Here is a 26,344-nt window from a genome sequence, read left to right on the forward strand (position 1 = left end):
ATCACAGCGCTTCATGGGCCGACGCGGTGCGCAACGGCAGCATCCCCTCGACGTGCAGGCGCCGGATGACGGAGACCCTCACCAGCCGCGGTCCACGCATTACCAGGAGTGGCGCAGGTCACAGCGGAGGAACCGAACTTCGGCGGCTGCCTCAGCATCGTGTCGGTGTCATCAGCTGTCTTCCGTCCCTGTTTCGAACGGAGCCACCATGAGCGTCACCGCGAACACCCCTGGCCAGCACGGGAGTTCGGACACCCCGTCCGGCCCGCTGTCCCCGGGCACGCACTCCGTCACCGTCGGCGGCATCACCCAGCGCTACCACGTCCACGGCACCGGCCCGGTGTGCCTGGTCCACTCCGGCGGGCCCGGCATCCTCTGGGACTACATGCGCATGCCGCTGCTGGAACAGCACCTGACCATGGTGTACGTGGAACCGATCGGGACCGGCGCGTCCGGCCGGCTGCCCTCCCACCCCCATGGCTACACGCGCGACCGGTACAGCCGCTTCCTGGAGCACCTGGTGAATCAACTGGGCGTGGCCAAGGTGTACTTGCTGGGCCACTCGCACGGCGCTTTCGTCGCCGCGTACCACGCCGTCCACCGGGCCGACCGGCTGGCCGGTGTGGTGCTGTACGGGGGCGCGCCGGTCACGGGGCCCGAGCACGGTGCGCAGGCCGCGCGCATGGTGGAGAAGTTCGCCGCCGAGCACGCCGGCCACCCCGGCCTCCCGGACGTGCTCGCCGCCTTCGGCGCCATGTCCCGTATCTCCAGCGACGAGGAGACCGCGGCGGTGGCGCGCGGAGTCCTGCCCTCGTACTTCGCCGACTACTGGGGCAACGAGGAACGCTGGGCGCCCTTTCGCGACGCGGTGCGAGCGGTGTTCATCTCCGGTCTGGACGAGAACCTCCGCCCTGATGTCATCGACGACCGGGTCTCTCTCAAGGCGCTGGGCGTCCCCGCGCTGATCGTCGTGGGCCGGCACGACGTGATCTGCGGTGTGCGCTGGAGCGAAGAGCTGCACGACCTGATCCCGGACGCACGGCTGGTGATCCTGGAGCGCAGTGGTCACCTCGGACACGTCGAGGAACCCGAGCTGTTCGACCGGGCCGTCTTCGGCTTCGTGTCCGAGACTGAGGCCGCGGCATAACAGCGCCCGCTCCCCTCGCTTGCGCGACGGCTCGGGCCGCCGTGTCCTGCGCGGAGATCAGTCCAGGCTCAGCAGCCCGATCACCGCGATGTGCAGGGTGCGGCCCAGCCGATCCGCGAAGTCGACGCGCGTGTCGGCGAGTTCGGGAGCCTGCTGGGCCTCGGCCACGGCAGGCGAGGGGTGGGCGAAGGGCCAGAGTCCGGCCGTGCAGACCACGGTCAGCGAGACCAGCTCGCGAGCGGTGGCAGGGGTCAGCCCGGCGATGTGCTGGCGCAGCAACTGGGCGAGTTCGCCCAGCAGTTGGACGTGGGCGAGCTTGAACACGCGGGCCGACTCCGCGGAGATGTTCCGTTCGAGTTCCGAGCCCAGCGAGCTGAACAGCTCGCACAGCAGGGACCGGCGGGCGAGGGATCGGGCGAAGGCTTCCACCACGGCCCGCGTGGACACCGTCCCAGGCTCCCGGGCGGGTGGCAGGTCTGCGGGCAGCTCCTCGATCCACTGCGCGAGGGAACGGTTGAGCAGCTCGAAGAACACCGCTTCCCTGGTCTCGAAGTACCGCACGACGTTGGTCTTCGACAGTCCCACCCGCCGGCTGAGCTCCCGCAGGCTGATGTCGCTGACGGGCATCTCTGCGAGCAGTTCCGTCGCGACCTCGAGGATGGCCTGCTTGCGGGCCTCGCGCTGCTCGGCGCTGCGCGCGCGCTGAAAGTCCGTCGGCCGAACGTCTGTCATCGTCGCTTCCTCGAAGAGCACCCGCACAGCGCCCCGACCGGCACCGCCCGCGCAACCCTACGCCCCCGCCGGTCCCGTCTCCGGCCCGGTGCTCTTCGGGGGCGTGGCGCAGGCCGGGGCGGAGGCGGCACGGGTCATACGGACTCGCTGACGTGCCGCCACACGGCGTCGGAAGCGGCGAGGGACCGCGCCGCGTCGCCGGCGACGGCCACCGCGTCCCTGCCGAGCAGCAGGTGCAGGGGCGGCTCCGGAGCCTCCGTGAGGTCCAGGAGGACCTGGGAGATACGGGCGGGGTCACCGGGCTGCTTGCCGTCCTGGCTCCGGATGCCCTCGATGGTGGCGCCGACGACCTTCTCGTACGGGGCGCTGACCGGTGGGGTGCTCATGGACGAGCCCGCCCAGTCGGTGCGCATGCCGCCCGGCTCGGCGACGGTCACCTTGATGCCGAGGGGGGCCACCTCCTTGGCGAGGACCTCGGAGAAGCCGCCCACCGCCCACTTGGCTGCTTGGTAGGCGCCCAGGCCCGGGACGCCCACGCGTCCGCCGACGGAGGAGATCTGGATGATGTGCCCGGAGCCCTGCGCCCGCAGGACGGGCAGCGCGGCCCGGGTGACGTTGACGACGCCGAAGAGGTTGGCCTCGATCTGGTCGCGGAAGGCCTGGCCGGACATGTCCTCGATCGCGGCCATGTCCGCGTAGCCGGCGTTGTTCACGACCACGTCCAGGCGGCCGAACGCCTCGACGGCGGCCTGGACCGCCCGCTGTGCGGCGTCGGCGTCGGTGACGTCCAGGGTGACGAGGCGGACGCGGTCGCCGTACTTGTCGGCGAGCTCCCCCAGAGCCTCGGTGCGCCGGGCGGTCGCGACAACGTGGTGCCCCGCCTCCAGCACCGATTCGGCGAGGACGCGCCCCAGTCCGCGGGAGCTTCCGGTGATCAGCCAGGTCTTGGTGCTCATGGTGACGCCTCGGTTTCTGTGTCGTAATTCGTTACGGGGGTGGGTAGTTGGTCGATCGGTGCGTGAGGTGCGCTCATGTGCGGGATCCGGCGCGCAGGCCGGATCGGCGACGTTTCCCGTAGGCCGTGAAGTGCGCTGCCCGGTCTCGGCGTGCCACGTCGTGGCGTGCGGGCTCCGTACCGGCCGCACTCGAGCCGCGACCTGACCCGGGGCGCGCCCCGTCGCCGTGGCGAACTACTGCAGGGCGTCGACCAGTTGGCGGTTGAGCTCGACGTTGGCGCCCTGGAGGGTGGGCAGTGTCGACCGGAAGTCGCCGGGGTCTGACTCGGCGCCCGAGGGTGACGCCCAGGCGCTGGCATGCCGGGAGCACCTGTGCCTCGATGCCCGTGGGCCCGGCGAAGGCTGGCCTCGCAGGCGGATCTGACGTACCCAGGGTGGCCGTCGAAGGTTGCTCGTTGAACCCGAACCCGGCCACCGGTCGCCCCGGGGGCGCCGCTCGCCTCGTAGCAGCCCGAGATCGACGGGCCGCACCAGCACGCCGGAGCCGCCCAGAGGTGTGCGGGCCAGGTGCGCGGCGCTTGTGTTTGCCATCCGGACCACACCCGCTCCCATAAGAGGCCACCGGACCTTTACGTCATCCACCATAAAGGTCCAGTGGCCTCTTGTCGAATCGCGGGGGTGCGGATGTGCGGTGTGAGCGTGTCGAGGCGTGTACTGACGCAGGCGTGAAGTGGGGCCGCAACAGAGCGAGGTGACGCTGCTAACGGCCTGACCCATCACCGTGGGGATGCAGCGCGGGACGCGACGTATTCCTTCACCGTCCGCTCGCAGTTCGGCGGGCCAGGCCGGAGGTGGAGCCTCGGCCTGGCCTCGTATCTATTGCGCAGTGTCGATGCTGTCCGGGGGATCGAATACGCAGAACTCGTTGCCCTCCGGGTCGGCAACGACGATCCAGCGAAAGCCGTGTTCGCTGAGTTCTTCAGAGAGTCTCGTAGCGCCCAGCTGTTCGAGGCGATTGACCTCGAGCATCAGGTCTGCGGTGCCGAAGTCGAGATCAAGGTGCATGCGGTTCTTGCCCTGTTTTGGTTCTGGAACCTGTTGCAGGAGAAGAGTCGGTGCAGGAGTGGGCCCGACCAGGCTCAGGTAGGGAGGTCCATGGAAGCCGCGCTGATAGTCCAGCGGAGCGAGCGCGGCCAGCCAGAATTCGGCTTGCGCCTCGGTGTCGACACAGTCCAGCGTCACAACGATCTGCATGGCGGGAGGGTAGGAGGATCACCCCGCCCTGACGATCCATTTTTCGGCAGCCGACGCCCCCTGCTCGCGCACGGACCCCTCATCGGATACGCGACACACGATCGCTCCGCCTACGTCGCAGTCATGCACTCCGCCATCCCCTTGGCACCCACCGTCGGACGGCTCGTCGCGGACGAACTCGTGACCGGCAGACCGGCCCCCGAACTACGGCGCTGCCGTCCGCACATCCGCTGACCCCGACGCGGTCGGTGAATCAGAGCTCCTGGGCGAGGTGCTCGGTGTAGAAGTCGGCGAGCTTGTCGACGGCGAGGTCGATGGCCTCCTTCTTGTCGTAGAGGTCGACGTGGCTGGCGCCCTCGATCCAGTGGAGTTCCTTCGGGCCGGTGGCACGCTGGTGGACGTCGACGGCCATCCAGGACGTGACGGCGCGGGTACCGACGATCTGCAGCAGAGGGCGGGGGCCGATCAGCGGGACGGCGTGGAAGGCGTCGAAGAAGGCGAGCTTGTCGAGGCTCTCCCAGGCGAGGAACTTGGCCGAGCGCTCGTGCTCGCCGCGCGGGGTGCAGTAGTACTCGAATCCCTCGATCCCGTGCTCGCCGCCGAGCGCGCCGGCCTGTTCCGCGGTCTCGGGGAACATGGTCATCACGCCGGGGTCCTCGCCACGGGCCGCAGCGGTGCGGGCCCGGGCGGCGGCGTCGAGCAGGGTCCGGAAGACGGCCGGGTCCTGGGTGCCGTCGGCGCCGAGCCGGAACTGGCGGGCGACGTCGACACCGCTGACGGTGGCGACGGCCTTCACGCGGTGGTCCCCGCCGGTGGCGGACAGCGAGTAGCCGCCGGAGGCACAGATGCCCAGCAGGCCGATGCGGTCGGCGTCGACGTCGGCGCGGGTGCCGAGGTAGGAGACGGCCGCCTTGAAGTCCTCCACACGCTGGGCGGGGTCCTCCAGCCCGCGGGGCAGCCCGCCGGACTCGCCCTGGTACGCGGCGTCGAAGGCGAGGGCGACGAATCCGCGCTCCGCCATCCGCCGCGCGTAGGTGCCCGAGGTCTGCTCCTTCACGCTGGTGCCGGGGTGACCGACCACGAGCGCCGGGCGCGGTCCCGCCTCCGGGGTGTCGGGGGTGTAGAGGTGCGCGGCGATCCGGATGCCGGCGCTGTCGAAGGTGACGCTGGTCTGGGACATGGAGGTCTCCTCGGGAATCCGTGGGGCGTTCGGGCCGGAACAGGGTCCGGTTCCGGTGGTTCGTTCCTTCGGCTGTGTGTCCGGGAACGTCTCTACGATCGCCTTGGATCCAGGGAGGGAAAAGAGACAGGTTTCTGCCTGGGAAAGAACCTTCCCCCTCACACGTGTTCCGCATGGGTGTCTGCTGCGGCGAGACTGGCGTCATCGATACGCCGGGCACCGGCAGACCGGAGGAACCGACCTGATGGCCCCCTGGACACCCGCAGACCTCGCCCTGCTCGGCCGAACCGATTCCCTCGTCCTGACCGCCGGGGACGTCGGACACCCCGGCGTGGAGACCGGCATGGTCCTGGTCCACGGGCAGTTGTACGTACGCGCGTTCCGGGGCGTCGGTTCGGGCTGGTACCGGGCGGCGCACGAGCACGGGCACGGCCGGATCCGGGTGGGTACGGTCACCCGCGACGTGCTCCTGCGGACCGATGAGGCCGGGCCCGTCGCCGCCATCGAGGCCGCCTACCGTGCCAAGTACGGGTCGGCGGCCTCAGCTCTCGTCGCGAGCGCCGCTGCGCGGGCGGCGACCGTACGGATCGACCCGGCCCCGCCCGCCGGTGCGTCGACGCAGACGCTCGCCGGGGCCGACCGCACGGGCTGAGACACCCTGGTCATGGAGCGATCCGCAGGTCTGTGCCGATCATCACGCGGCAGTCCGCCGATCAACTCCTGTCACGAAGCGATACGCCACGCCTGCCGCCGCGAGCCCGGCGGTTCCGCCTCTCCCGGCCGCTGCGCGACGGCTTCCGCGGGCAGGGTCTTGCGCTGCTCCTTCCATTCAGCGAGGAGCGCGTCGTAGATCGGCGTCTGCGAGGAGTCTGCGGGCCCGTCCTCCGGTGGAGCCGCGGAGGAGTCTCCCGCCGGAACGATTCTTCCAGCGTCATTCATGACAACCATGAACAAGGAATCCCCGCCATGAGACGCATCTCTTTGCGGTACTGGGCGCCCGCGGTTCGCTATTGACCGTTCTCCTTCAAGAGTGACGTCGTGCAGGCGATTTGGGGCGCCGCGATGGCCGCGGCATGCCCATGCCGTCCGCCCCTGGCGCATCCTGCGAGTCCGGCGGGAACCAAGCTGCATGCGAACTGCCTGTTACGGCGGCCGTGTGTCCGGTGGGATGGGGACCAGGCAGGAGGGCCCCTGGTTCGCACGGGAACGCTCGACGGCCGAGAACGGGGGTACCCATGAACACGCGGGCCGAGATCGCCGCCCCTTCGGCCGACGAATTCGGCCACCACACGCCGCCGCCCGGCACCGCCGTACCGAACGAGCCTGTGGCCGCTTCCGTACTCATCGGGCGCGATGCCGAACTGGACGCACTGCGCGCGTTCGTGCACGACGCCCGGACCGACGGAGCCGCGCTGGTCGTGAGCGGTGTCGCGGGATCGGGGAAGTCGGAGTTCCTGGACGTCGGCGTCGAACTGGCCGTGGCCGCCGGAGTGCGGGTCCTGCGGTGCGACGGCGTCCGCGGCACCCGGCCCCCCGAGCTCGCCGGGCTGCTCCAGATCCTCTGGCCGATCCTGGGGGACGCGCGTCGGCCCCTGAACGACCGGCAGTTCCAGGCGCTGGAGGCACTCCTGGTCGACGGGGCGCCCGCGGAAACGGACCGGGCACGGCTGCCCTACACCGTGCTCGGCGTCCTGGAAGCGGTCAGCGCCGCGCGGCCGCTGCTGGTCGCCGTCGACGACTGGGACGCGCTGGACGGACCGACCAGGGATGTCCTGTCGTTCGTAGCTCGAAGGACCGCGGGCCGTCCTCTGGGTCTGTTGATGACCTCACGGCCGTCGCACACCCGCCCGGTCTCACCGGAGGGCCCGCCGGAGCTGCCGCTCCACCCGCTGGCGCCGGCCCAGTCCGCCGCCCTGCTCGCGATGAGGCGCCCGGGCAACGATCCCCAGGCCGTGCGCGAGCTGCTCGCCACCGCGGCCGGCAACCCTTTGGCACTCCTCGAACTCCCCACCAGGATCGACGGCTCCCTCCCCCACCTGCCCGCCTCGTCCGACCGGCTGGCCTCCGCCCTCGCCCCCGGAGCCGTCCACCTTCCCGCGGGGACCCGCGATCTGCTGCTGGTGGCGGCCCTCCACCCAACGGCGGACATCCCGGTCCTGCTGGCGGCCGCTGCGCGACTGGCGGGCGGCGCGCTGGACTTCGCCGCCGTGGAACCCGCCGAGCGCCAGGGCATCGTGATGTTCGACGGCATGCGGCTGCTCTTCAGCCACCCCGCCACAGCCGGTGCCGTGGTCCACGGCACCGGCCCCCGACGCTGCCGCTCCGCGCACGCGGCCCTGGCCGCCGAACTCAAGCAGGGCTCCGTCCGGCAGATGTGGCATCTCTCCCAGGCGGTCCAGGGGCCCGACCCGGACCTCGCCGGCCGCCTCGAGGACGTGCACCGCACCGCGCTGCGACAGAACGAGACGGCCACGGCCGTGCGGCTGCTGCGGCGCGCGGCCGACCTGCACAGCAGGCCCGAGGATCAGGGGCGCTGCCTCCTGCGGGCGGCCCAACTCGCGTACGGCACGGGCTGGGTGCGCAGGGCGCGGACACTTGCGCACCGCGCGCTGCGTCATCCGCTGGGGCCGCTGGGCACTCTCTGGGCCGAGACGCTGACGCGGCCGGGAGGTGGCGCCCCGGCACGGTCGACGGACCCCGAGACCTGGCCGGCGCCGGTCGACGCCGACGAGCAGGAGAGTGCGCTGGAGCTGGCCCAGTTGGTGGCTCCGGCCGTCATCAGGGACACCCAGCGCGTGAACTCGCTCCTCGGCTTTCTCGACCGGCTGCCGGACCGGGCGGACGACCCTCGGCTGCTGTACGCCACGGCCACGGCTGCCCCACTGCGCCGGGCCACGGCCGTCATCGAACGCCTGCCCGCGTTCGGTGAGCGAGGCAACCTGCCCGTACAGCACCTGGAGCGTCTGGGCGAAGCGGCCCTGCTGGCCGGGGCTCCCCTGCGGGCCCTGGACCTGTACCGGCAGGCGGAGCGTCGCTGCCTCTTCCATGAATTGCACGACCGGATGCCGAGCGTTCTCGTCCGACAGGGCCTGGCGCATCTGGTGACCGGCGACTGGGGGCAGGCCGAACGGGCCTTCCGGCAGAGCGGTGAGAACGCCGAGGAGCACGGCCGGGACCACCACATGACCGCTGCCGGGCTCCTCGAACGCCTCACACGGGGTCTGCGCACCGGCACCGTCCCCCTTGCGGCCGACGCCCGTGAACTCGACGTCGCCGAACGGTCCGTGGCCCGGGTGGACGAGATCATCGCCGTCGGGATCGGCTGGGCGCACGTGGAGAGCGGCGACTTCGCCACCGGCTACGCCATGCTCTCGCGGCTGCTGGCCACACCGGGGCACTGCACCGCGGCGCTCTTCGCCCTCGTGCCGTACGCGGAGGCGGCCGCGGCCGCGAACGCGGCGGACGAGGCACGCGAAAGGCTTCGGCAGCTCGCGCGGGAGCTGGGCCCCGAACACGCCCCGATCGTCGCGGTCGGACTCGCCGTGGCCCAGGCCGTCCTGGCGCACGACCGGGACGGAGCGTCACTGTACGAGCGGGCCTTCACCATGGACCTGTCCGAGCACCACTTCGCGGAGGCCTCCCTGCGCCTGGCCCACGGGCGCTGGCTGCGGCGGCGGCACGAGTTCACCGATTCCCGCGTCACCCTGCGCCAGGCGGCGGCCACCTTCGCCATGATGGGTGCCGAGGCCCGGGTCGCCCGGATCACCGAGGAACTGCGGGCCTCCGGGGAGCGGGCGGTGGCGATCACCTCGGCCGCGCCCCGGCCGGTGCCGGCAAGGGATCTGCTCAGCGCGCAGGAACTGCGCATCGCCACCCTCGCCGGACGCGGCCTGTCGAACCGTCAGATCGGTGCGGAGTTCGGGCTGTCGCCGCGCACCATCGGCGCCTATCTGTACCGGATCTTCCCCCGGCTGGGAGTGACGGCCCGATCTCAGCTGGCCGCGGCGCTGCGCGACGAACCGACCGACTGACACGGCCGGTTCGGCCGGGCCGTTCGCGTCCCTCCCGACCGTTCGGGCTATGCAAGGGCGGTATCGGGAGCGACGCCGGTCAGGTCGCGGCTGGCATCCCACAAGCGGGCGGCGACGGACGTGTCGGCGAGGTGGTTCCACAGCGGCTCGTTCCGGGGCTCGCCGCGCAGGCCGAAGACGCGCGGTCCCCAGAGTTGGCCTCCGCGCACGGCCGGGTCGAGCACCGCCCGGACGGCGGGCCACGCGCCCGCATGCTTGCCCTGGACGAGGAGGGCCGCCGGTGCCGCGGTCAGCCGCGCGCTGGTCGGCCGCACATGGATCGGGGGCCGTGACGGGGTGAGGGAGTCCAGCGCGCCGCCGGGATGGACCACCACACTCCGCACCGCGCTGCCGGCAGCGCGCAGGCGGCGGTCGAGTGCGAGGCCGAAGTGCATCTGGGCCAGCTTGGAGCGTCCGTAGGTCCGCTTGGGACGGTAGTCCTGCCGGGACTGCAGGTCGTCGAGGTCGAGCCGCTCGGACTTGGCCGCGAAACTGCCCATGGTCACGACGCGGGCCGCCGGCGCGGCGGACAGCAGCGGCATCAGCCAGTGGGTCAAGACGAAGTGTCCGAGGTGGTTCGTGCCGAACATGAGCTCGTGGCCGTCCCCGGTCTCCTCGCGCGGCGGGTCGTCGAGGGCGACGCCGGCGTTGTGGACCACCGCGTCGAGGCGTTCGACCTTCAGTGAATCCACCACCGTTCGCAGCGACGCGAGGTCGGCGAGGTCCAGCCGTACGGCCCGTACCCGCGCACCGGCGACCCGCGCACGGATCGAGGCCGTGGCGGCCTCGGCCTTCGTAGGGTTCCGGCTGCCGAGTACGACGGTCGCTCCTGTTGCCGACAACTGCTCCGCGACGAAGTATCCGATGCCGGCGTTGCCGCCGGTGACCAGGAAGACGCGGCCGTCGGCACGCGGCAGCCGATGGACATTCCAGGGCGGGGCGGAGGATACGGGCGACATGGCGGCGGGACTCCCTTGCTGATGAGGACGGCTGCGGCGGCTTGCCGGGCAGCACGGCCCCCACAGTCACAGCCACCACCGACATGTCGCCGATGGATCACCGACAGTCCCGCCACGGCACTGTTGCGGGTGAGCAAGCTCAGCGCAGGTCCGTCTTCTCCGCGAGCTGTGCCCGCGACGTGACGTTGAGCTTGGGGAAGATCTGGTAGAGGTGCGAGGCCACGGTGCGGGCGGACAGGTGGAGGCGTTCGCCGATGGCTCGGTTGGTCAGGCCCTGGGCGGCGAGGCGGGCGATGGTCAACTGCTGCGGGGACAGGATCTGCGCCGCCGCGGTGGCCCCGGGGCCGGCGGTGTCCGGCCGGCCTGTCGCCCGCAGTTCCGAGGCGGCCAGCTCCGCGCGGGACTTGGCTCCGAGCGACCGGAAGACGGACTCGGCCTCGGTGAGCGGGGCGCGTGACTCGACGACGCGGCGTCGGCGCCGGAGCCAGACGCCGTGGCTGAACCGGGTCATGGCATACAGCAGGGGCCATTGGTCGGCTCCGTCGCCGAGCGCCTCGCGGAAGCGGTCCTCCGCCTCGTCGTCCGGGGCGAGCGCCGCGTCGGCGTAGGCGAGGCTGTGGGCGAGCAGGGGCGCCCGCCCGGTGCGGGTCCGGCTCTTGATCTCCGCTACGACGGCCCTGGCATCGTCCGTCTCCCCCGCGGGCAGGGCCGCCTCGACCAGGAACGGCAGCCCCCAGAACTGCTCGAACGAGTAGGGAGTCAGCAGTTCGGTGAAGGACGAGCGCAGCTGGGTGTAGGCCTCGGCGTACCGTCCGGTGCCGGAGGCGGTGAGCACCCGGGCGAGGGTGGCGAGGCTCAGGTGCTGGCCCTGGCCGAGGTGCAGGGAGGCCGCCTCGATCTCGGCGGCGCACTCAAGTGCCTTGTCATGTCTGCCCTGCAGGGCGGCCAGGACGCCTTCGGCGCCGATCGCCCTGGCCTCGTAGGGGCGGTGCTCCAACCTGGCGGCGATCATCCGGCCCTCGGCGGCCCGCGCCTGGGCGGTGTGCCATTCGGCGCCGAGCCAGATCGATCCGAGGGCCCGGGCGCCCAGGATGTGCGGCAGCCGTCCGTGGCGGCCCTCGGCGCGCGCGGTGGCCTCGGCTTCGTCGAGGAACAGCGCCGCGCGGGCGAGATCGCCGGTGAGGTGGGCGACCTGGCCGAGGATGAGCCGTTCGTCGGGGTCGGGCGGCTCCGAGGTGCGCAGGGGTACGTGGCTGATCGACAGCGGGTCGGTCAGCGCCAGGGCGGCGAGTTCGCGTGCTCCCCAGGGCGGGGTGCGCAGGTCCTTCAGCGTCCGCACCACCAGGCGGCGGTCGGCGGCGCCGGTCTGCTGCCACCAGCACCGGCCCGCGGCCGCGTGCAGCAGTTTCTGCGCGAGTACGGGGTGGGTCGCGGCGATGGCACGGGCGGTGGAACACAGGTGCGCGATCCGCTCCCGGCCGACCGGGTTGTTGCCCGGCACCAGGTCGTGGAGCCACAGGAGCATGGCGTGGCCGAGGTCGCCGAGTTCGGCGGGGTCGATGCCGCGGGCGTACTGACGGGCCTGTTCGGCCAGTCCGTGGTGGCAGGCCAGTTCGGCGGCGCGCAGCAGCCGCTCCGCCCGGCGTTCGGGGTCCGGGGAGAGGCGGGCGGCGCATTCGAGTGCGGCGAGCGCCGCCAGCAGGTCGGTGCCCGCCCAAGGGCTGTCGGCCAGTGTCTCCAGGCGCTTGGCGAGTTCCTCGTCGGTTCCCGCCGCGCACTGGGCCGTGTGCCAGGCCGCGTGGGCCGGGTCCGTGACGCTCCGTCCGAGGGCCGCGTGGGCGGTCATCCGGCGTGCGGCCGATTCCGCGTGCAGGATCGCGAGGCGGATCAGCGGTCGCGGGAACCGGATGTGCTGTTCGCTCATGTCGACGAGGCCGCGCTCGGCGAGCTCTGCCAGGCCGGTCCGGGCGGTGCGCGCACCGCCCGGCAGTCCCGCGCTCGCGGCCAGGATCTCCTGACGGACCGTCGAGATGCTCAGCGCCGCGGTGAGCAGGACGCCCCGGCCGGCCGCCGACAGGGCCCCCAGTTCCTCCGCGTACGCCTCGGCCAGCTTGGGCGTCGCGGGAAGCATGCCGAAGCCGGCCGCGTCCCCGAGGCCGCTGCCGCTCAGCGACAGTTCGGTGAGTGCGAGCGGGTTTCCCCGGGCCACGGCGAGAATGAGTTCCGTCTCCGTGTGGGTCGCCGCCGGGCTGGAGCGGTGGACGAGTTCACGGGCCGCGGGTTCGGGGAGTGCCATGAGGGTGGCGCTGAGCGCGTCGGGCGGCAGCCAGGCCCCGGGAGCGGCCCGCTCCGCGACGACCATGGCCACCTGCGTCCGCTCGCAGAGCCGGGTCATCGCGCCGATCGTGGCGCGGCTGGCCGGGTCGAGCCGGTCGAAGTCGTCCACGCAGGCGAGGACGGGCCCCGGTGTCAGGGTCAGCAGCCGCAGCGCGGCCCGTGCGACGTGCTCCGGCGTCGATTCCGCGGGGTCGCCCCCCAACGCCGACTCCAGCAACGAGCTTTCCTGTTGCGGAAGTTGACCGATCCGTGGCAGACGGGGGTGAAGCAGGCCATGCAGGGCGGAGTACTGAAGGTCGCGTTCGGCGGGGGCCCAGGAGGTCGACAGTACGGGGATCTCGCGCCGCGCCGCTTCGTGGGCGGCGAACCGCAGGACGGCTGTCTTACCCATGCCCGGATCACCGCCCAGGTGCAGGGTGCGGCTGCCGTCGGGCCGGGCGGCCAGCAGCTCCGACACCAGCTCCCGTTCCCGCTCGCGGCCGATCAGGCTGCCGTTCCCCGGTATGTGCGCACCCACGTCGCGCCCTCCCCAGCCAGGATCTCGCATCACACACGTGTCGTCCGCGGAGCCATCGACCCTGCGGACGAGTCAGCTTCTGGGCGACAGAAATGACAGGCGTACGACTCCGAGAAGCGGTGAAACTTTAACATTCAGGTATGCGTCGGCGGCGCCGGAACACCGGCCACGGAGGGACTCGGGCCGGGTGCGCCGTCGCGTCCGGCCGCCGCATACAGGGCGCGGACACTGAGGTCGCTCCCGTGCTCGAGGCGGCGGAACACCCAGTCGATCGGGTCGCATTCAATGGCTCCGGGCAGTTCCACGACGAGCGGGAACTCCCGGTGCGGGGCCGGGGCGTGACGCCAAGTGCCGGATGCGTGGCGGACCAGGATCTCGCCGACGTAGCAGCCGAAGGCGACGAGCGATTCGGCCATCTCGCCGGACGTGGCGCCATCGCTGCGGAAACCGTCGACGATGTCCTCCACCAGCGCGATGCTGTCGGGGCCGTAGTCCAACTCGATGCCGCTGATGTCGGACGCGGCCGCGACGACGGCAGCCGCGAGCCGGGGCGCACTGCCGGGCTCCAGCGGGTACTTCAAATGCAGCTGCATGTTCACCCTCGGACGGTTGCCGTCAGTGTTTGTCGAGGCTAGCCGCAGAATCCCGGCTGGACATGGCTCCCAACATAAGCATTTGGTCACTACTGCGCCACCCCCCTCCGGCACAATCACCGCACGGGCAGGTGATGTCGGGTGTCACACGGTCACTTCACGGGATGAATTAGGGAGAGAAGGAATACCTGTCGTCCTGCCCGACCCCCAATTGACATGTGGCTGACGTCCTTGGCCCGGGTTCTTGCAGTCGGTCGACTCATGCCGCCCGCCTGGACGACTGGCACAGTCGTGGGCACACCCCGCCCCGAAAAGGACATCACCATGGCACGCCCTCGCGGATTCGACACGGACCTCGCAGTGGAGCGAGCCATGCGTCTCTTCAGCAAGCAGGGGTACAGCGCCACGCCGTTGCCGCAGTTGACGGCCCGGCTGAACATCGGAAGCGGCAGCCTGTACGCGGCGTTCGGTTCCAAGGAGGGCCTTTACGCCCGCGCTCTCAAACGCTACTGCGAGGGCCTCGTCGACGACCTCGCGAAACGGCTGGACTCCGTCTCGGACATCCGGGCATCGCTGCGCAGCTCACTGATCGCGATGGCCGCGGCCGACGTCACCGACCCCGAGCGGGGCTGCCTGCTCGTCAGCGCGGCGACCGAGCGCGCCGCCCATCCCGCGACGGTCGAGCAGGTGCGGTCGACCATGGCCGCCGTGGAATCCGTGCTCGTCGACGCGTTGGAGCGCGCCCGGGCGCGCGGCGAACTCGGCGCGGGACACAGGCCGGTGGAACTGGCCCGCTTTCTGACCACGTTCATTCAGGGCCTGCACGTCATGGGAAACGCATGGGCGGACCGCGATTTCCTGGAGTCCGCGGTGTCCGGAGCACTGCGGGCCCTGGACTGAGCGGAGGGGACGTGCCTCATGAAGGCTCGTGCGCGCCCCCGCGGGCCGGACCGGCCTTCTCCCCCTTGTCCAGCGGAAGTTCCTCGGCCTTGGCCCACATCTGCTCGGCGCGTGCGCTGCGCAGGGTGGTCAACAGCTCGGCGGCTCGCGTCCAGTTGGCCCGCGCCTGTGCGCTGTGCCCCAGTTCGCGCTGGGCGGACGCGAGATGGTCCAGGACCCCGACCTGGCTGTAGGGGTCGAGCAGGTCCGCGAAGATGCCCAGTGACTTCTCGTAGCTGGCGACCGCCGCGTCCAGATCGCCCAGCCCCTGCTGGGAGCAGCCGATCGCGTCCAGGGCCCCGGCCTCGAAACGGCGGTCCCCGGTCTCCCGCAGCAGCGGAAGCGCCTCCTCACACGTGTCGATGGCTTCCCGGTACTCACCGAGCTGGGCCAGGATCCAGCCGATATTGCTCAGGGTGCTCGCCACCCCTTCGCGCTGACCGGTCTCCCGGTAGAGCTCCAGCGCCCTGCGCGGGTGCTGCAGGGCCTCGGCGAAGCGTCCCTGGCGGCAGCGGAAGAACCCGATCTCGCACTCGATACGGGCGCGTGACGCCGGTGGAATCAGGTGCAGTTCGCCGAGCATCACGCCGATCGACGCGTCGGCCTCGTCCGCGTGTCCCGTCTCCAGCAGCGCGCGGCTCAGGTTCGAGCGGCTGCGCACGGTGGCGACCGGGTCGTCGAGTGCCAGGGCGGCGGCGAGTCCGACGCGTGCGGCAGGGATCTCCTCGGCCCAGCGTCCCATGACCTCGTTGTAGCCGATCCACTCCCGTGTGCAGGTGCCGCGCAGGGCGAGCAACCGCGGGTCCGCCAGGGACTGCACCGCGGGTCCGACGGTCGACTCCTCCTGACGGAACCAGTCCAGGGCCTCGTCACGGTTGTCCATCGCGACGCAGACCACGCCGTCGAGCAGCGGGAGGACCGGCACGGGCTCCAGTTTCGACACGTGCTGGTTGGCCGTGTGGGCGTTGTGGCGAAGGTAGTCCAGCAGGCGGGCCTGGGCGCCGAGCCGGTCGTCGCCTTCCTGGTCGGCCAGTTCGCCGCCGTAGGCCCGCACCAGGTCGTGCAGGACGAAGCGGCCGTCGGCGTCACGGGAGAGCAGGCTGGCCGCGGTCAGCTCCCGCAGGTGTCGCCGGGCCGCCGTCATCCCCGTGCCCGCCAGCGACGCGGCGGCCTCGGCGGACACGGCCGGCCCCGGGTGCGCGGACAGGTGGCGGAAGAACCGGGCCGTGGTCGGCGTGAGCGATCGGTAGGACCAGGAGAAGACGGCGCGGACGTCCACGCGTCGGTCGTCGGTGGAGAGGGCGTCCAGGCGCGGCTCGGCCTGCCGCAGTTCGCGCACCGCATGGCTCAGTGGTACCCGCGGCGTGGCGCTGAGCTGTGCGCCGACCACGGCGATCGCGAGCGGCAGGAATCCGCACAGGTCCACCAGTTCGGCTGCGGCCTCGGGTTCGGCGGCGCAGCGCTCCTGGCCGATCCTGGCCGCCAGCGCCGCGAGCGCCTCCTGTGGTGGCCACACGCCGAGGGTGATCACGGAGGCGCCTTCGGCCGCGACCAGTCCGGAGAGCTGATTGCGCGAAGTGACGATGGTCAGGCATCCGTCGGCGGCGGGCAGCAGGGGCCTGACCTGCTCCGAGTCACGGGCGTTGTCCAGCACGACGATCAGCCGGCGGGTGGCGGTCCGCTCCCTGAACAGGGCACCGCGGGCGTGGGTGCCGGCCGGTATGTCGCTGCTCGGCACGCCGAACGCGCGCAGGAATCCGCCGAGCGCCTCGCCGGGATCCAGGGGCTGCTCCGACGCCTCGAATCCGCGCAGGTTCACGTACAGCTGACCGTCCGGGAAACGGTCCGCGACCTGGTGCGCCCAGTGCAGCGCGAGCGTCGTCTTGCCGATCCCGGCCATGCCGCCGATCGCGGAGATGACGACATGTCCGCCCCGCGGCGTGACCTGGTCGGTGATGCCGTGCACCGTCGACAGCGCGTCTTCGCGGCCCCGGAACACCATGAGATCGGGCGGCAGTTGACGCGGTACCGCGGCCTGCGTCGTACGCCGCGTGGCCGCCTGTACCAGTCGACGCCGCTCGCCCTCGTCCACGTCGAGCGCGTCCATCACCTCGCTCAGCGTCGACTGGCGCGGCAGGCTGTGGCCGCGCTCCATGTCGCTGAGGGCCCGGACGCTGACCCCGGAGGCCTCGGCGAGGCCTTCCAGCGTCAGCAGCGCGCGCTGGCGTGCCTCACGCAACAGACGCCCGAACGTACTCTTGTCCATCCCCACCCCGCCGAGCCACGTGTCGGCGTGTGTGCCGAGGGCCGTTCCCATGCTTCGGAAGGGGGTAAACCTAGCAGTTCTGGATTGAACATTCGTCTGAGCGTCTCACATGTCGAGCGCCGCTCCACGCCTTCTTGAGCGCCGTCGCCCCTGTCACCAGGGAGCAGGCACAGAGCACACATGTGGGGCGTCGCAGGCACTCAGGCGTGCGCGGGGCCACACGATCCGGGCTGCGGCGCCCCCATGCCCCGACTCTTCGATTCGGCTACAGCCCCAGGTCGAGGGCCAGGCACGAGTAGTACTTCCACTGCCCCTCCGGGTTGTACGAAGCGTTCGCCTTGGCCTCCGCCTCGGTGTCCACGCCCTGGGTCATGTCCTCGACGCGGATACGCTCGGGGAGCTTGCCGAACCGCGCGTGCCGCGCCGCCGCGGCGGCATCCATGGTGGCTTCCTTGTTCATGACCATCCTCCACATCGTGGATCGCGTCCTGCTTGTCGCCTGGACTGGCATCAGTCTCCCTCCCCGCACGTAACCAGTCAAGACGGTGACGAAAGAGGGTGGCTTTCCTAGCCGTCGATCCATGGAGCCTGCACATGGAACACAAGCGGAAGGGCGAGGGAGCCACGTCGTCTCACATGCCCGAGGCGCTCGCACCCGGCCTGAGGAGCGACAGCGTCGTGTCGAGCGCGGCTTCCAAGTGCGTGAGGGCCCCGGTGGCCAGGAGGATGGTGACGCCTCCCTGCACGGCGGCGACCAGCGCGGCGGCCACAGTGTCCGCGTCGAGTTCCGCGTCGATCCGGCCGCCGTCCTGCATGCGCCGCACGCCCGCCCGGAGCGCGGCCTGCCACTGGGCGAGCAGCTGCCCGGTCACGGCCTGCGAGGCGGGCGTCGTACGGCCGAGTTCGAACATCAGCGCCCCGAGAGGGCAATTGACGCCCTGCCGTTCGTAGCGCCGGACGACCGCGTCCCGCCAGTCCTGCCACGCCTCCCAGGTGTCCAGCAGGGCGAGGTTGCCGAGGTGCGGCTGCTGGTCGTCCAGCACCCGTTCCGCTTCGAGTTCGGCGACGGCCAGGAGCAGTTCCTCCTTTCCGCCGGGGAAGTAGTGGAAGATCTGCCCCTTGCTGGTCGCGGTGCGGGCGCGGATGTCGTCGAGGGTGGTCGCCGATGCCCCTCGCTCCCGGATCTCGACAGCGGCCCCCTCGACGATGCGCCGCCGCGTGGCGGCTCCTTTGACGGTGAGGCGTGGTGCACCAGTACCGCCCATCACACCGGCCCTTTCCATTCGCTGTCGTCACTCATGGCAGTACCGCCTCGCCGCCTGGACTGCGTGGTCCATTCATCATGCGACCCTCATAAATGGACCTGCAAGTCCAAACGTTCACGCGTCAGAATGGCGCGATGGATCATCACTTCGTCGGCATCCCGGAGTTGACCGGCGTACCCCGTGTCGCAGTCGTCGTCGACGTCATGCGCGCCTTCACTGTGGCCGCCTGGGCCTTCTCGCGTGGCGTCGAGAGGATCGTTCTCGCCTCCACGGAGAGCGAAGCACTTGCCTTGAAGGAGAGCCACTCGGGTTGGCTGGCGCTGAAGGACGGGGCTCCGGCGCCGGGCTTCGACGCGGTGAACTCGCCCGGCCTGCTCAGGTCACGCGATGTCGCCGGCCGCACGCTGGTGCAGAAGACGACAGCAGGAACGGTGGGCGCGCTGGCCGTCGCGAACGCGCCGCTGGTCCTGTGCGCGAGCTTCGTGGTGGCCGGCCCGACCGCACGCTTCCTGCAGCGCAGGAACCCCGGTCCGGTGACGTTCGTCGTCACCGGCGAGGAAGGCCGGGCCGACGAGGACCTGGCGTGCGCCGAATACATCGGCCGTTGCATGGCCGAAGGCGATGTCGAGGCCGGCCCGTACCTTCACCGTGCGAGGACTTCTCGCGCCGCGGCGGACCTCGCCCGGGGACTGCGGAGCGGGTTCCACCCGGACGATGTCGATCTCTGCTTGGAAATCGACAGGTTCCCCTTCGCGATGACGGCTCGCCAGGAAGAGTCGCTGACAGTTCTGCGTCCCGTGGCGGTGCCTGCCCTACCGAGCTCCTGAGCCCGTCGAGGACCTCGCCGCGGTGGACCACGGGCGACCGGGCGCGCCATCGTGCTGAGGCGACACCGCTCCCCCGGTTCCAGGTGCGCGTCACGCGCGGCGCCGCCCGCACCTGGAGATCACGCAGTGCGGTCCTACTGCCGTCCGGTGGCCATTTGCCCGGCCTCCCAGGAGGCGAGGATGCGCAACGCGTCGTGCGACGGGCCCCCCGGTTCGGCGGTGAGGACCATCAGGCGCTGTCCCGATCCGTCGGGGCAGGCCCAGGTGTCGCAGTCGAGGGTGAGGTCCCCGACCAGCCGGTGCCGGTAGTGCTTGGTTCCGTAGCTGGAGGTGACCACGCGGTGCTCGGCCCACCAGGTGCGGAAGTCGGCGTCCTGGACGGACAACTCACCGACGAGCCGAGCCAGTTCAGGATCGTCGGGCTCGGCCGCCGCCTCCATGCGCAGCGCGGCGACCGCGTCACGGGCGTCGCTCGCCCACTCCCGGTACATGGCGCGGATGACGGGGTCGGTGAAGAGCAGGTGCACGTAGTTGCGCCGGCCTGCCGGGATCGTCGAGAAGTCCGTGTACAGCGCCGCGGCCGCCGGGTTCCAGGCCAGGACGTCCAGGCGCCTGCCGAGGACGAGCGCGGGGGTCTCCGTGAGCTGGTCGAGCAGACGGAGCATGGCGGGCCGTGGACGCTGCGCGGGCCTGCGGCGACGGGGCCGGGCGTCGGCGCGGCCAGCGATGTCGTACAGGTATTTCTGCTGGTCCTCGTCGAGACGCAGGGCGCGGGCCAGAGTGGCGAGTACCGACGCGGAGGCCCGGACCCGTCCCTGTTCCAGCCGCGTGTAGTAGTCGACGCTGATCGCCGCGAGCAGGGCGACCTCCTCGCGGCGCAGTCCCGCCACCTTGCGCGGGGTGTCCGAGTCGGGCAGGCCGCACTCGCTCGGCGTCAGCTGCGCTCGGCGCGCTTTGAGGAAGGCCCCGAGTTCACGGGGCTCGGGTACCGGGTTCATGTCCGCCATTGTCGCGCACACCCGGGCCGATGTGAGGGGGCAGAATTCTTCCCGGTCGGCGCTCGGCCGCCGCCGGGACCGCTCCGTTCCGGCCACTCGGCCACTCGGCCTGGAGACACGTATCCGCGGGCCGTTCGTATAGTGCGCCCCACGACTTGTCCGCACCGCGGCCCATCGTGTCCGCGCGCACACCGAGGAAGTGTCATGCGACTTGGTCTTGCCCTTCCGACTTTCGGCACCGACGCCCATCCCGACGGCGTCATCGAGGTCAGCCGTACCGCCGAGGAACTCGGGTACGACTCGCTGTGGACCGGCGACCGCGTGCTCGCGCCCCGCTCGCCGAGCGCGCCGTACCCGAGCGGCGACGGCGTCATGCCGCGCGCCTACGAGAACCACCTGGACCCTCTGACGAGTCTCGCCTTCGCCGCGGCTCACACCAGCCGTGTCCGGCTGGGCACGAGCACGCTCAACGGCTTGTGGCTTCCGCCGCTGATGCTGGCCCGGGCGCTGACGTCCCTGGACCTGCTCGCCCGCGGACGGCTCGATGCCGGGCTCGGTCTCGGCTGGATGCCCGACGAGTACGAGGCAGTGGGCGTGCCCTGGCAGGGCCGGGGCGCACGGCTCGACGAGACCCTCGACCTTCTGGACGCGTACTGGGCCGGTGGCGAATTCGCCCATGCGGGGCCGCTGTTCACCGTGCCGCGGACCGTCGTCGGGCTGAAGCCCGCGCAGCGGCCCCGGCCTCCCGTCCTGCTCGCCGCGTTCACCCCGGCCGGCCTGCGCCGTATCGCCCGCCGCGCCGACGGCTGGCTGCCGGTGGCCATGCCGCTGGAGAACCTCATGCCGCTGTGGTCGTCCCTCCTCGAGGAGGCCGGGAAGGCCGGCCGTGACCCCGCCGAGCTGCGGATGGCGCTGCGGGTGAACCCTCATCTGACCGAGGCGCCGACCGATCCGCAGCAGCTGCCCCGGTCGGGCACGCTCACGCAGTACGTCGACTATGCGCGGCGGGCCGCGGAGGCGGGTGTGCACGAACTCTTCGTCGACCTCGGGCAGTCACCTGCCACGCTCCAGGAACGCCTCGACATGGCCGGGCGGTTCATCGAGGGGGTACGGGCCGGCTGACCTCGGATGCCCTGGACGGACCGGTCAGTTGTCCGCCGTCAGGGAGACGCCGAGCACGGTCTCCAGTTCGGCGACGGTCCGGCGGGGTTCCTTCGCGTGCACGGTGATCAGGCCGAGCTGCGCGGCGGGCGCCAGGTGCTGCTCGGTGTCGTCGACGAACACGCACTGGTCCGCGGGGAGTTCGAGCATGCCGAGGACGAGCTCGAAGATCTGCGGCTGCGGCTTGCGCAGACCGTGGTCCTCGGAGATCACGACGGCGTCGAACCGGCGCTCCAGCTCGTATCCGGCGTAGAGGTCCCAGGGCCGGGTGCCGACCGAGTTCGAGAGGACGGCGACCTTCACACCGGCCCGACGGGCGGCGGCGGCCGCGGAGAGCACCGAGGGCTCCGGGCGCAGGTCGGCGAAGATTCGTCCCATCAGGTTGACGGCGGAGACACCGAGTCGCTCGGCGGCATCGGTGTTCCACTGCGTCTGCGTGATCGCGCCCCGCTCCAGATCCGCGGTCCGCCGGATCATCTCCTCGTCCAGGTAGAGCGCGTTGAGCAGGGTGCCCTCGGGCAGGCCCTCGCGCTTCTCGAAGGCGAGCGCGGCGGGGACGAGCGGCGTGGTCAGCACTCCGCCGAAGTCGAGAATGAGGCCTTTAGGGGTGGTCATGGCGCCACTCTAGAGCGCGTTCCCCGGGGGTGACGGACCGAGGTCATGTGCGCAAAGCCAAAGACATGTGCGCGTCGGGGTGTCGCGAGGTGTGCGCGGCCGGAGGCGACGGCGTGTCCGTGATCTGCTCACGGATGCCCGAAGGCCCCTCGGGCCGACCCGAGGGGCCTTCGGGCATCAGGGCTCAGCGGGTGCTGCGGGCGGCCTTCTCGATGGTGTCGGTGACGAGGCGGGGGTGGGAGACGGCGACGGAGTGCGAGGCGGCGACCTCGGTGACGTGAGCGTGTGCGCGCTCGGCCATGAACCGCTGGACGGAGGCCGGGATGTTGAGATCCTGGGTGGTCACGATGTCCCAGCTCGGGAGGGTCTGCCAGGCGGCGTCCGTGGCCTTCTCCTCCAGCGCGGCCTGGGCGATGGGACGTTGGGTGACGGCGGCCAGGTCGGCGGTGTTGCGCGGCACGTCGGCGGCGAACTGGTGGCGGAACTTGTCCTGCTGGATATAGAGGTCGGTTCCCTGGGTGCCGTCGGGGTTGGTGACGGGGGCGGGGTCGAGGGCGTCCGGGAGCGTGGAACCGGGGTACTTGTTGGTCAATTCCAGGGCGGTCTCCCCAGGGGCGGGCAGGAACGCGGCCACATAGACCAGTGCCTTGACGTCGGTTCGCCTGGCGGCGGCCTCACTGATCACTGAACCTCCGTAGGAGTGACCGACGAGGATCTTGGGACCCTTGATGTGATCCAGGACGCCGCTCAGGGCGACTGCGTCGCTGTGGGGGCCGCGCAGGGGGTTCGCCGCGGCGACGACGGGATAGCCGTCGGCGCGCAGCCGCTCGATCACGCCGTTCCAGCTGGAGGAGTCGGCGAACGCGCCGTGCTCCAGCACGACGGTCGGCTTGGCCTTGCGCTGCCCCGTGGTCGCGGCCGCATCGTCGGCGTTGGCGGTGCTCGTCAGCGCGATGGCCCCGAAGGCGGCTCCCGCCGCGACAGCGGCCCCGATTCCGGTGACGACCCGACGCTTGCCCGCACGCTTGATGTTGAACACGAGATCCCTCTCCATATGTACGCAATCAACGCCCTGAGCCGCCCGCCGACGGGGCTCCTCGCTGGGCAACTTCTCCAGGTGGTCACTAACATGCCGACTCTCGTCGTCACCTGTCAAGTAGGTGACGACACGGTGCCGACCACTCCTCCGCCCGACAGATCGAACACCTCACACCTTGGCCCACACCTCCACTCCCCGACATCAGTCACATGACGGTGAGACAGGAGCCCATACACACATGCGGCGCCTGATGTTCCAACAGCCTCAACGCCGAGGCACTAGTGCGCTCAAAAGTCACGGACGCACTACAGTGGGCGCGTGAGAGCCGACGCAGCACGCAATCTGGAAGCCGTCCTGAAGACAGGGGCGCGCATGCTCGCCGACGACCCGTCGGCGAGCATCGGCGCCATCGCCACGGAGGCCGGCGTCGACCGCCGGACCGTCTACCGGCGCTTCGCCTCGCGCGAGGCACTGCTGGCCGCCATCTACGCGTCCCGGCTGGACGCCGTCGAGGCCGCCATCGAAGCCGCCCGGCTGCGCGAGGCACCGATCGCGGTGGCCCTGCACCGGTACGTGGAAGGGATCATCGAGGTCAATCGCACCTGGCCCGTGGAGCTGACGCGCATGCGGGCCGAGGAGACCATCCATGAGCGTCGCAACCAGCTGATCCAAGAGGTCGACGTCTTCCTGGAGCGCGCCACGGACGAGGGGCTGCTCCGGGCCGACCTGCCCAAGGGTTGGGCAGGCATCCTGCTGCCGCAGCTGCTGCACCTCGCCTCGCAGCAGTTGCCGGACAGCAGCGCCGCGCAAGCCGCCGACCTGGTGGTGGACACCCTGTTGCACGGCGTCGGACGGCCCGCGTGAGCCGATCACGCAGGCCGCCTTCGCGGTGAATCGTCGCAGGGATCAGTCGGCTGAGTGGACCCGGTAACTGACGGCGACGTAAGGGAAGTTGCCCTGCCCGAGCGTTCCCGTGCGGTAGAAGAGATCGCCCTCCTGGCCGGGGGCGCCGGGTCGGCAGTCCGCGTTGAAGAAGACATCGACGTCTTTGTCCGAGACGGCGAAGAAGGACCGGGCCGGGGCGGACAGCTCCCGGCACACTCCGTCCTGACCGAGGTCGGCCGCGACGGCGGTGCCGGTCCGGTTGCTCCCCGTGTAGAAGGTGACACCGCCGGGGGCGGCCGCATGAGCCTGGGCGGTGCCCACGGCACCCAGGGCCGCCACCGCCGCCGCGATGGCGGCGATTCTCACGTGCCGGTACGTCATGTGTCTCACCTCTGGGCTCGGGTACGACATGTGTGTCGCTCTGGGAAGAGAGCGAAGCAGTGGTACTGCCCGAGCCACTGTGCTTCACGTTTCAACGGGAAGGAAGCAACAAATCGGCCATGGCCGGCGCCGAGGATCCGTCACACGTGGCGCCCCACGGCAACCCATGACATACCTCACGCGGCGACACCCTCATCCCCGGAGCGGGGGCGTGGGGTGTGACACAGGGTCAGACGTTTCACCCGGCCCTGATCGAGCGTCATGATCCAGGCGACACCGGGCGGGCAGTGGTCGGGGGCGTCGGGCGGGTTGATGAGGTCCATCTCCCACACGACGAGGGAGCGCCCCGCGATCACATGGACGGGGCGCTGGCGGACCCCGGCGGACAGATCACTGTCCATACCGGCGAGCAGGAGGGCCGTTCCGCCGAGCACCTCGTTCCCGGCGCGAAGTGACACGTCCCGTGCGTAGCGGTCCGCGACCACTTTCGCGAACTCCCCCCGCTCCGCGGCGGCCAGGGTCTCCCGCGCCTCCGCCCAGGACGCCCGGGTGGGTCCGCGGGCCTCCTCGTGTGCGGCCTCGGCGGTGGCCTCCAGCGTCCGGGCGAGCTGCGCCCGCGCCTGGCTGAGCCGACTGCGGACCGTGCCCACCGGAATCCCGCAGGCCCGGGCGATCCGCTGGTACGACGTCAGGCGCAGGGAGAAGTAGCGCAGGACGACGGGCAGTTGCAGCGCCGGGGACAAGGCCTCCACGGCGTTCCAGATCCAGTCCCGCATGGCGTGCCGGTCGAGCACCTGCTCGGGTGTGGCCGACCGGGGCGGCGCCGGCACCTCCGCGACCGGCTCGATCCGCCTCGCGTCGCGCAGCACCGCCCGGCCGGCGTTGCGTACCACCATGCGCAGCCACGGACCCACGGACGCCGGATTCCGCACGTCTCCGATGCGGCGCAGCGCCACCAGCGCCGCCTCCTGCAGCACGTCGTCCACGTCGGGGCCGGGCCCCAGCACGCTCAGTGCGACCGCCCGCATTCCCGGCCGGTGGCGCTCCAGCAACTGCGCGAGGGCGGCGACCTCGCCTCGCTGAGCCGCGAGGGTCAGCGCTTCGTCCTCGGCGCCTTCGGCATCCGTTGCCACGGTGCTCATGGCCTGCCCTTCCGCTTGGCCGCTCCGGCACAGCGTCCGGGGCATGTCCGGTACGTGTCGCCGGGCGCGTCGTGTCATGCGTGTCCGCCCGAGGCGCGGGCGATCGGCGCCCACGCGGACTGCCCGCGCCCGGGGAAGGGGCGGGCAGCTGGTTGTCAGTCGTCGCCCCGCAGAATCGACAGGAGCCGGAGCGCTTCGAGGTAGATCCACACGAGGGTGGTGGTGAGGCCGAAGGCCGCGAACCAGGAGTCTTCCCGCGGGGCGCCGAAGGCGATGCCGTCCTCGACCTGCTTGAAGTCCAGAGCCAGGAAGCACGCGCCGAGCACGATGCCGACGACGCCGAACAGTACGCCGGTGACACCGGTGTCGAAGCCGAGGCCGTTGCCGGCGCCGAAGGCGGAGAACAGGAGGTCGGCCACCATCAGCAGCAGGAAGCCGACGGCTGCTCCGAGCACGAATCCGTAGAAGCGTCGGGTGACGCGTATCCAGCGCCGCTTGTAGGCGATCAGCACACCGGCGAACACGGCCATCGTGCCGAGGACCGCCTGAATGACGACACCCGGTGCGATGTAGGTCGAGGTGGCGCTGGAGATGACTCCGAGGAAGACACCTTCGAAGGCCGCGTAGCCCAGGATGAGGGCCGGGGAGGGCGAGCGCCGGAAGGCCTGGGCCATGGACAGGGCGAACGCGACGAGGGCGGCGACGGTGCCGATCGCGAAGGCGCGTCCGACGCGCCCGTCGTCGACGGGCAGCAGGACCCACGAGAGCGCGGCCGTCAGCACGACCGTGCCGAGGGTGGCCGCGGTACGGACCACGACGTCGTCGATCGTCATCGTCGCGCCCCCGCCCTGCGCGTCGGCCGCGAACGGTTCGGCGGACGGCCGGGCGTACGGGTTGGTCAGTGGTCCGCCGGACGGATCGGCGCCGACGGCGGCGCCCGCCGGCTGGGGCTGCCGGGCCGCGGACGCGGCCGAGCCGTTGCCGCGTCGGAAACCTCGCCGGGTGAAGATCGGATTGCTGCTGCGCATGGCGCTGCCTCTCTGGCCGTGATCCCGCACGGCCCGCGTGGCTCGTGTCATGG

23 protein-coding genes are annotated in these 26,344 nt (G+C 71.2%); 7 read left to right on the plus strand and 16 right to left on the minus strand.

Annotated elements, in window-relative coordinates:
- The first annotated feature begins 208 nt into the window (after positions 1–208).
- Positions 209–1,147, plus strand: a complete 939-nt coding sequence (locus ACVHNB_RS21245) for an alpha/beta fold hydrolase (RefSeq protein WP_456225580.1) — start codon at positions 209–211, stop codon at positions 1,145–1,147.
- Positions 1,148–1,204: 57 nt separating this feature from the next.
- Here the strand turns inward: ACVHNB_RS21245 and ACVHNB_RS21250 are convergent, their stop codons facing one another.
- The 4 genes from ACVHNB_RS21250 to ACVHNB_RS21265 form a co-directional block, all read right to left on the minus strand.
- Positions 1,205–1,879: a TetR family transcriptional regulator gene (locus tag ACVHNB_RS21250; RefSeq protein ID WP_456225581.1), complete on the minus strand. Its 675-nt coding sequence runs from the start codon at positions 1,877–1,879 to the stop codon at positions 1,205–1,207.
- Between the two features lie 134 nt (positions 1,880–2,013).
- Positions 2,014–2,835 (minus strand): oxidoreductase, encoded by an 822-nt coding sequence (locus ACVHNB_RS21255; protein WP_456225582.1) that lies wholly within the window; start codon positions 2,833–2,835, stop codon positions 2,014–2,016.
- 876 nt (positions 2,836–3,711) lie between these two features.
- The gene (locus ACVHNB_RS21260) at positions 3,712–4,089 is read right to left on the minus strand and encodes a VOC family protein (RefSeq protein WP_456225583.1); all 378 of its coding nucleotides are present in this window, start codon (positions 4,087–4,089) and stop codon (positions 3,712–3,714) included.
- A 253-nt stretch (positions 4,090–4,342) separates the two neighbouring features.
- On the minus strand, positions 4,343–5,269 hold the full coding sequence (locus ACVHNB_RS21265) for an alpha/beta hydrolase (RefSeq protein WP_456225584.1): 927 nt from the start codon (positions 5,267–5,269) through the stop codon (positions 4,343–4,345).
- Positions 5,270–5,513: 244 nt separating this feature from the next.
- Between ACVHNB_RS21265 and ACVHNB_RS21270 the strand changes: the two genes are divergently transcribed.
- Complete coding sequence (locus ACVHNB_RS21270; protein WP_456225585.1) at positions 5,514–5,921, plus strand: DUF2255 family protein; 408 nt, start codon at positions 5,514–5,516, stop codon at positions 5,919–5,921.
- 583 nt (positions 5,922–6,504) lie between these two features.
- The gene (locus ACVHNB_RS21275) at positions 6,505–9,300 is read left to right on the plus strand and encodes an AAA family ATPase (RefSeq protein ID WP_456225586.1); all 2,796 of its coding nucleotides are present in this window, start codon (positions 6,505–6,507) and stop codon (positions 9,298–9,300) included.
- Positions 9,301–9,347: 47 nt separating this feature from the next.
- On the opposite strand, the gene ACVHNB_RS21280 is transcribed toward ACVHNB_RS21275, so the two are convergent.
- The 3 genes from ACVHNB_RS21280 to ACVHNB_RS21290 form a co-directional block, all read right to left on the minus strand.
- Positions 9,348–10,298: an SDR family NAD(P)-dependent oxidoreductase gene (locus ACVHNB_RS21280; RefSeq protein ID WP_456225587.1), complete on the minus strand. Its 951-nt coding sequence runs from the start codon at positions 10,296–10,298 to the stop codon at positions 9,348–9,350.
- Between the two features lie 139 nt (positions 10,299–10,437).
- Positions 10,438–13,152 carry an AAA family ATPase gene (locus tag ACVHNB_RS21285; protein WP_456225588.1) on the minus strand — a complete coding sequence of 905 codons (2,715 nt, stop codon included), beginning with the start codon at positions 13,150–13,152 and terminating at the stop codon, positions 10,438–10,440.
- A 134-nt stretch (positions 13,153–13,286) separates the two neighbouring features.
- A complete protein-coding gene (locus ACVHNB_RS21290; RefSeq protein ID WP_428957138.1) occupies positions 13,287–13,745 on the minus strand; it encodes a hypothetical protein in 459 nt (152 codons plus the stop codon).
- Between the two features lie 324 nt (positions 13,746–14,069).
- On the opposite strand from ACVHNB_RS21290, the gene ACVHNB_RS21295 reads away from it, so the two are divergent.
- On the plus strand, positions 14,070–14,645 hold the full coding sequence (locus ACVHNB_RS21295) for a TetR/AcrR family transcriptional regulator (protein ID WP_428957137.1): 576 nt from the start codon (positions 14,070–14,072) through the stop codon (positions 14,643–14,645).
- A 16-nt stretch (positions 14,646–14,661) separates the two neighbouring features.
- On the opposite strand, the gene ACVHNB_RS21300 is transcribed toward ACVHNB_RS21295, so the two are convergent.
- The 3 genes from ACVHNB_RS21300 to ACVHNB_RS21310 all read right to left on the minus strand — a co-directional run bounded on the left by ACVHNB_RS21300 (position 14,662) and on the right by ACVHNB_RS21310 (position 18,215).
- Complete coding sequence (locus ACVHNB_RS21300) at positions 14,662–16,950, minus strand: ATP-binding protein (protein WP_456225589.1); 2,289 nt, start codon at positions 16,948–16,950, stop codon at positions 14,662–14,664.
- A 265-nt stretch (positions 16,951–17,215) separates the two neighbouring features.
- Positions 17,216–17,410, minus strand: a complete 195-nt coding sequence (locus ACVHNB_RS21305) for a hypothetical protein (RefSeq protein ID WP_428957135.1) — start codon at positions 17,408–17,410, stop codon at positions 17,216–17,218.
- A gap of 172 nt (positions 17,411–17,582) precedes the next feature.
- On the minus strand, positions 17,583–18,215 hold the full coding sequence (locus ACVHNB_RS21310) for a TetR/AcrR family transcriptional regulator (RefSeq protein ID WP_456225590.1): 633 nt from the start codon (positions 18,213–18,215) through the stop codon (positions 17,583–17,585).
- A gap of 134 nt (positions 18,216–18,349) precedes the next feature.
- Between ACVHNB_RS21310 and ACVHNB_RS21315 the strand changes: the two genes are divergently transcribed.
- Positions 18,350–19,042 carry a 2-phosphosulfolactate phosphatase gene (locus ACVHNB_RS21315; protein ID WP_456228921.1) on the plus strand — a complete coding sequence of 231 codons (693 nt, stop codon included), beginning with the start codon at positions 18,350–18,352 and terminating at the stop codon, positions 19,040–19,042.
- A gap of 134 nt (positions 19,043–19,176) precedes the next feature.
- On the opposite strand, the gene ACVHNB_RS21320 is transcribed toward ACVHNB_RS21315, so the two are convergent.
- Positions 19,177–20,040 (minus strand): helix-turn-helix domain-containing protein, encoded by an 864-nt coding sequence (locus ACVHNB_RS21320; RefSeq protein ID WP_456225591.1) that lies wholly within the window; start codon positions 20,038–20,040, stop codon positions 19,177–19,179.
- A 204-nt stretch (positions 20,041–20,244) separates the two neighbouring features.
- On the opposite strand from ACVHNB_RS21320, the gene ACVHNB_RS21325 reads away from it, so the two are divergent.
- Positions 20,245–21,162: a TIGR03619 family F420-dependent LLM class oxidoreductase gene (locus tag ACVHNB_RS21325; RefSeq protein ID WP_456225592.1), complete on the plus strand. Its 918-nt coding sequence runs from the start codon at positions 20,245–20,247 to the stop codon at positions 21,160–21,162.
- Between the two features lie 24 nt (positions 21,163–21,186).
- On the opposite strand, the gene ACVHNB_RS21330 is transcribed toward ACVHNB_RS21325, so the two are convergent.
- Positions 21,187–21,816 carry an HAD-IA family hydrolase gene (locus ACVHNB_RS21330; RefSeq protein ID WP_456225593.1) on the minus strand — a complete coding sequence of 210 codons (630 nt, stop codon included), beginning with the start codon at positions 21,814–21,816 and terminating at the stop codon, positions 21,187–21,189.
- A 184-nt stretch (positions 21,817–22,000) separates the two neighbouring features.
- Positions 22,001–22,855, minus strand: a complete 855-nt coding sequence (locus ACVHNB_RS21335) for an alpha/beta fold hydrolase (protein WP_456225594.1) — start codon at positions 22,853–22,855, stop codon at positions 22,001–22,003.
- Positions 22,856–23,227: 372 nt separating this feature from the next.
- Here ACVHNB_RS21335 and ACVHNB_RS21340 point away from each other — a divergent pair, with 372 nt between their 5' ends.
- Entirely contained in the window at positions 23,228–23,719 is a 492-nt protein-coding gene (locus tag ACVHNB_RS21340) for a TetR/AcrR family transcriptional regulator (RefSeq protein WP_456228922.1), read from the plus strand.
- Positions 23,720–23,761: 42 nt separating this feature from the next.
- Here the strand turns inward: ACVHNB_RS21340 and ACVHNB_RS21345 are convergent, their stop codons facing one another.
- The 3 genes from ACVHNB_RS21345 to ACVHNB_RS21355 all read right to left on the minus strand — a co-directional run bounded on the left by ACVHNB_RS21345 (position 23,762) and on the right by ACVHNB_RS21355 (position 26,291).
- Positions 23,762–24,121 (minus strand): hypothetical protein, encoded by a 360-nt coding sequence (locus tag ACVHNB_RS21345; protein WP_456225595.1) that lies wholly within the window; start codon positions 24,119–24,121, stop codon positions 23,762–23,764.
- Positions 24,122–24,297: 176 nt separating this feature from the next.
- Entirely contained in the window at positions 24,298–25,263 is a 966-nt protein-coding gene (locus tag ACVHNB_RS21350; protein ID WP_456225596.1) for an RNA polymerase sigma factor, read from the minus strand.
- A 155-nt stretch (positions 25,264–25,418) separates the two neighbouring features.
- Positions 25,419–26,291, minus strand: a complete 873-nt coding sequence (locus ACVHNB_RS21355) for a Bax inhibitor-1/YccA family protein (protein WP_428957126.1) — start codon at positions 26,289–26,291, stop codon at positions 25,419–25,421.
- Positions 26,292–26,344: the final 53 nt, after the last annotated feature.

The sequence above is a fragment of the Streptomyces sp. YJ-C3 genome (genome assembly GCF_053891275.1).

Bases quoted from the DNA above. Each gene is read 5' to 3' on its own strand.
- ACVHNB_RS21305 (WP_428957135.1), bottom strand. From the start codon at position 17,410: ATGAACAAGGAAGCCACCATGGATGCCGCCGCGGCGGCGCGGCACGCG.
- ACVHNB_RS21255 (WP_456225582.1), bottom strand. From the start codon at position 2,835: ATGAGCACCAAGACCTGGCTGATCACCGGAAGCTCCCGCGGACTGGGG.
- ACVHNB_RS21330 (WP_456225593.1), bottom strand. From the start codon at position 21,816: ATGACCACCCCTAAAGGCCTCATTCTCGACTTCGGCGGAGTGCTGACC.
- ACVHNB_RS21315 (WP_456228921.1), top strand. From the start codon at position 18,350: ATGGATCATCACTTCGTCGGCATCCCGGAGTTGACCGGCGTACCCCGT.
- ACVHNB_RS21290 (WP_428957138.1), bottom strand. From the start codon at position 13,745: ATGCAGCTGCATTTGAAGTACCCGCTGGAGCCCGGCAGTGCGCCCCGG.
- ACVHNB_RS21275 (WP_456225586.1), top strand. From the start codon at position 6,505: ATGAACACGCGGGCCGAGATCGCCGCCCCTTCGGCCGACGAATTCGGC.
- ACVHNB_RS21250 (WP_456225581.1), bottom strand. From the start codon at position 1,879: ATGACAGACGTTCGGCCGACGGACTTTCAGCGCGCGCGCAGCGCCGAG.
- ACVHNB_RS21280 (WP_456225587.1), bottom strand. From the start codon at position 10,298: ATGTCGCCCGTATCCTCCGCCCCGCCCTGGAATGTCCATCGGCTGCCG.
- ACVHNB_RS21350 (WP_456225596.1), bottom strand. From the start codon at position 25,263: ATGAGCACCGTGGCAACGGATGCCGAAGGCGCCGAGGACGAAGCGCTG.
- ACVHNB_RS21325 (WP_456225592.1), top strand. From the start codon at position 20,245: ATGCGACTTGGTCTTGCCCTTCCGACTTTCGGCACCGACGCCCATCCC.
- ACVHNB_RS21295 (WP_428957137.1), top strand. From the start codon at position 14,070: ATGGCACGCCCTCGCGGATTCGACACGGACCTCGCAGTGGAGCGAGCC.
- ACVHNB_RS21340 (WP_456228922.1), top strand. From the start codon at position 23,228: ATGCTCGCCGACGACCCGTCGGCGAGCATCGGCGCCATCGCCACGGAG.
- ACVHNB_RS21270 (WP_456225585.1), top strand. From the start codon at position 5,514: ATGGCCCCCTGGACACCCGCAGACCTCGCCCTGCTCGGCCGAACCGAT.
- ACVHNB_RS21345 (WP_456225595.1), bottom strand. From the start codon at position 24,121: ATGACGTACCGGCACGTGAGAATCGCCGCCATCGCGGCGGCGGTGGCG.
- ACVHNB_RS21300 (WP_456225589.1), bottom strand. From the start codon at position 16,950: ATGGACAAGAGTACGTTCGGGCGTCTGTTGCGTGAGGCACGCCAGCGC.
- ACVHNB_RS21320 (WP_456225591.1), bottom strand. From the start codon at position 20,040: ATGAACCCGGTACCCGAGCCCCGTGAACTCGGGGCCTTCCTCAAAGCG.
- ACVHNB_RS21310 (WP_456225590.1), bottom strand. From the start codon at position 18,215: ATGGGCGGTACTGGTGCACCACGCCTCACCGTCAAAGGAGCCGCCACG.
- ACVHNB_RS21265 (WP_456225584.1), bottom strand. From the start codon at position 5,269: ATGTCCCAGACCAGCGTCACCTTCGACAGCGCCGGCATCCGGATCGCC.
- ACVHNB_RS21260 (WP_456225583.1), bottom strand. From the start codon at position 4,089: ATGCAGATCGTTGTGACGCTGGACTGTGTCGACACCGAGGCGCAAGCC.
- ACVHNB_RS21355 (WP_428957126.1), bottom strand. From the start codon at position 26,291: ATGCGCAGCAGCAATCCGATCTTCACCCGGCGAGGTTTCCGACGCGGC.
- ACVHNB_RS21245 (WP_456225580.1), top strand. From the start codon at position 209: ATGAGCGTCACCGCGAACACCCCTGGCCAGCACGGGAGTTCGGACACC.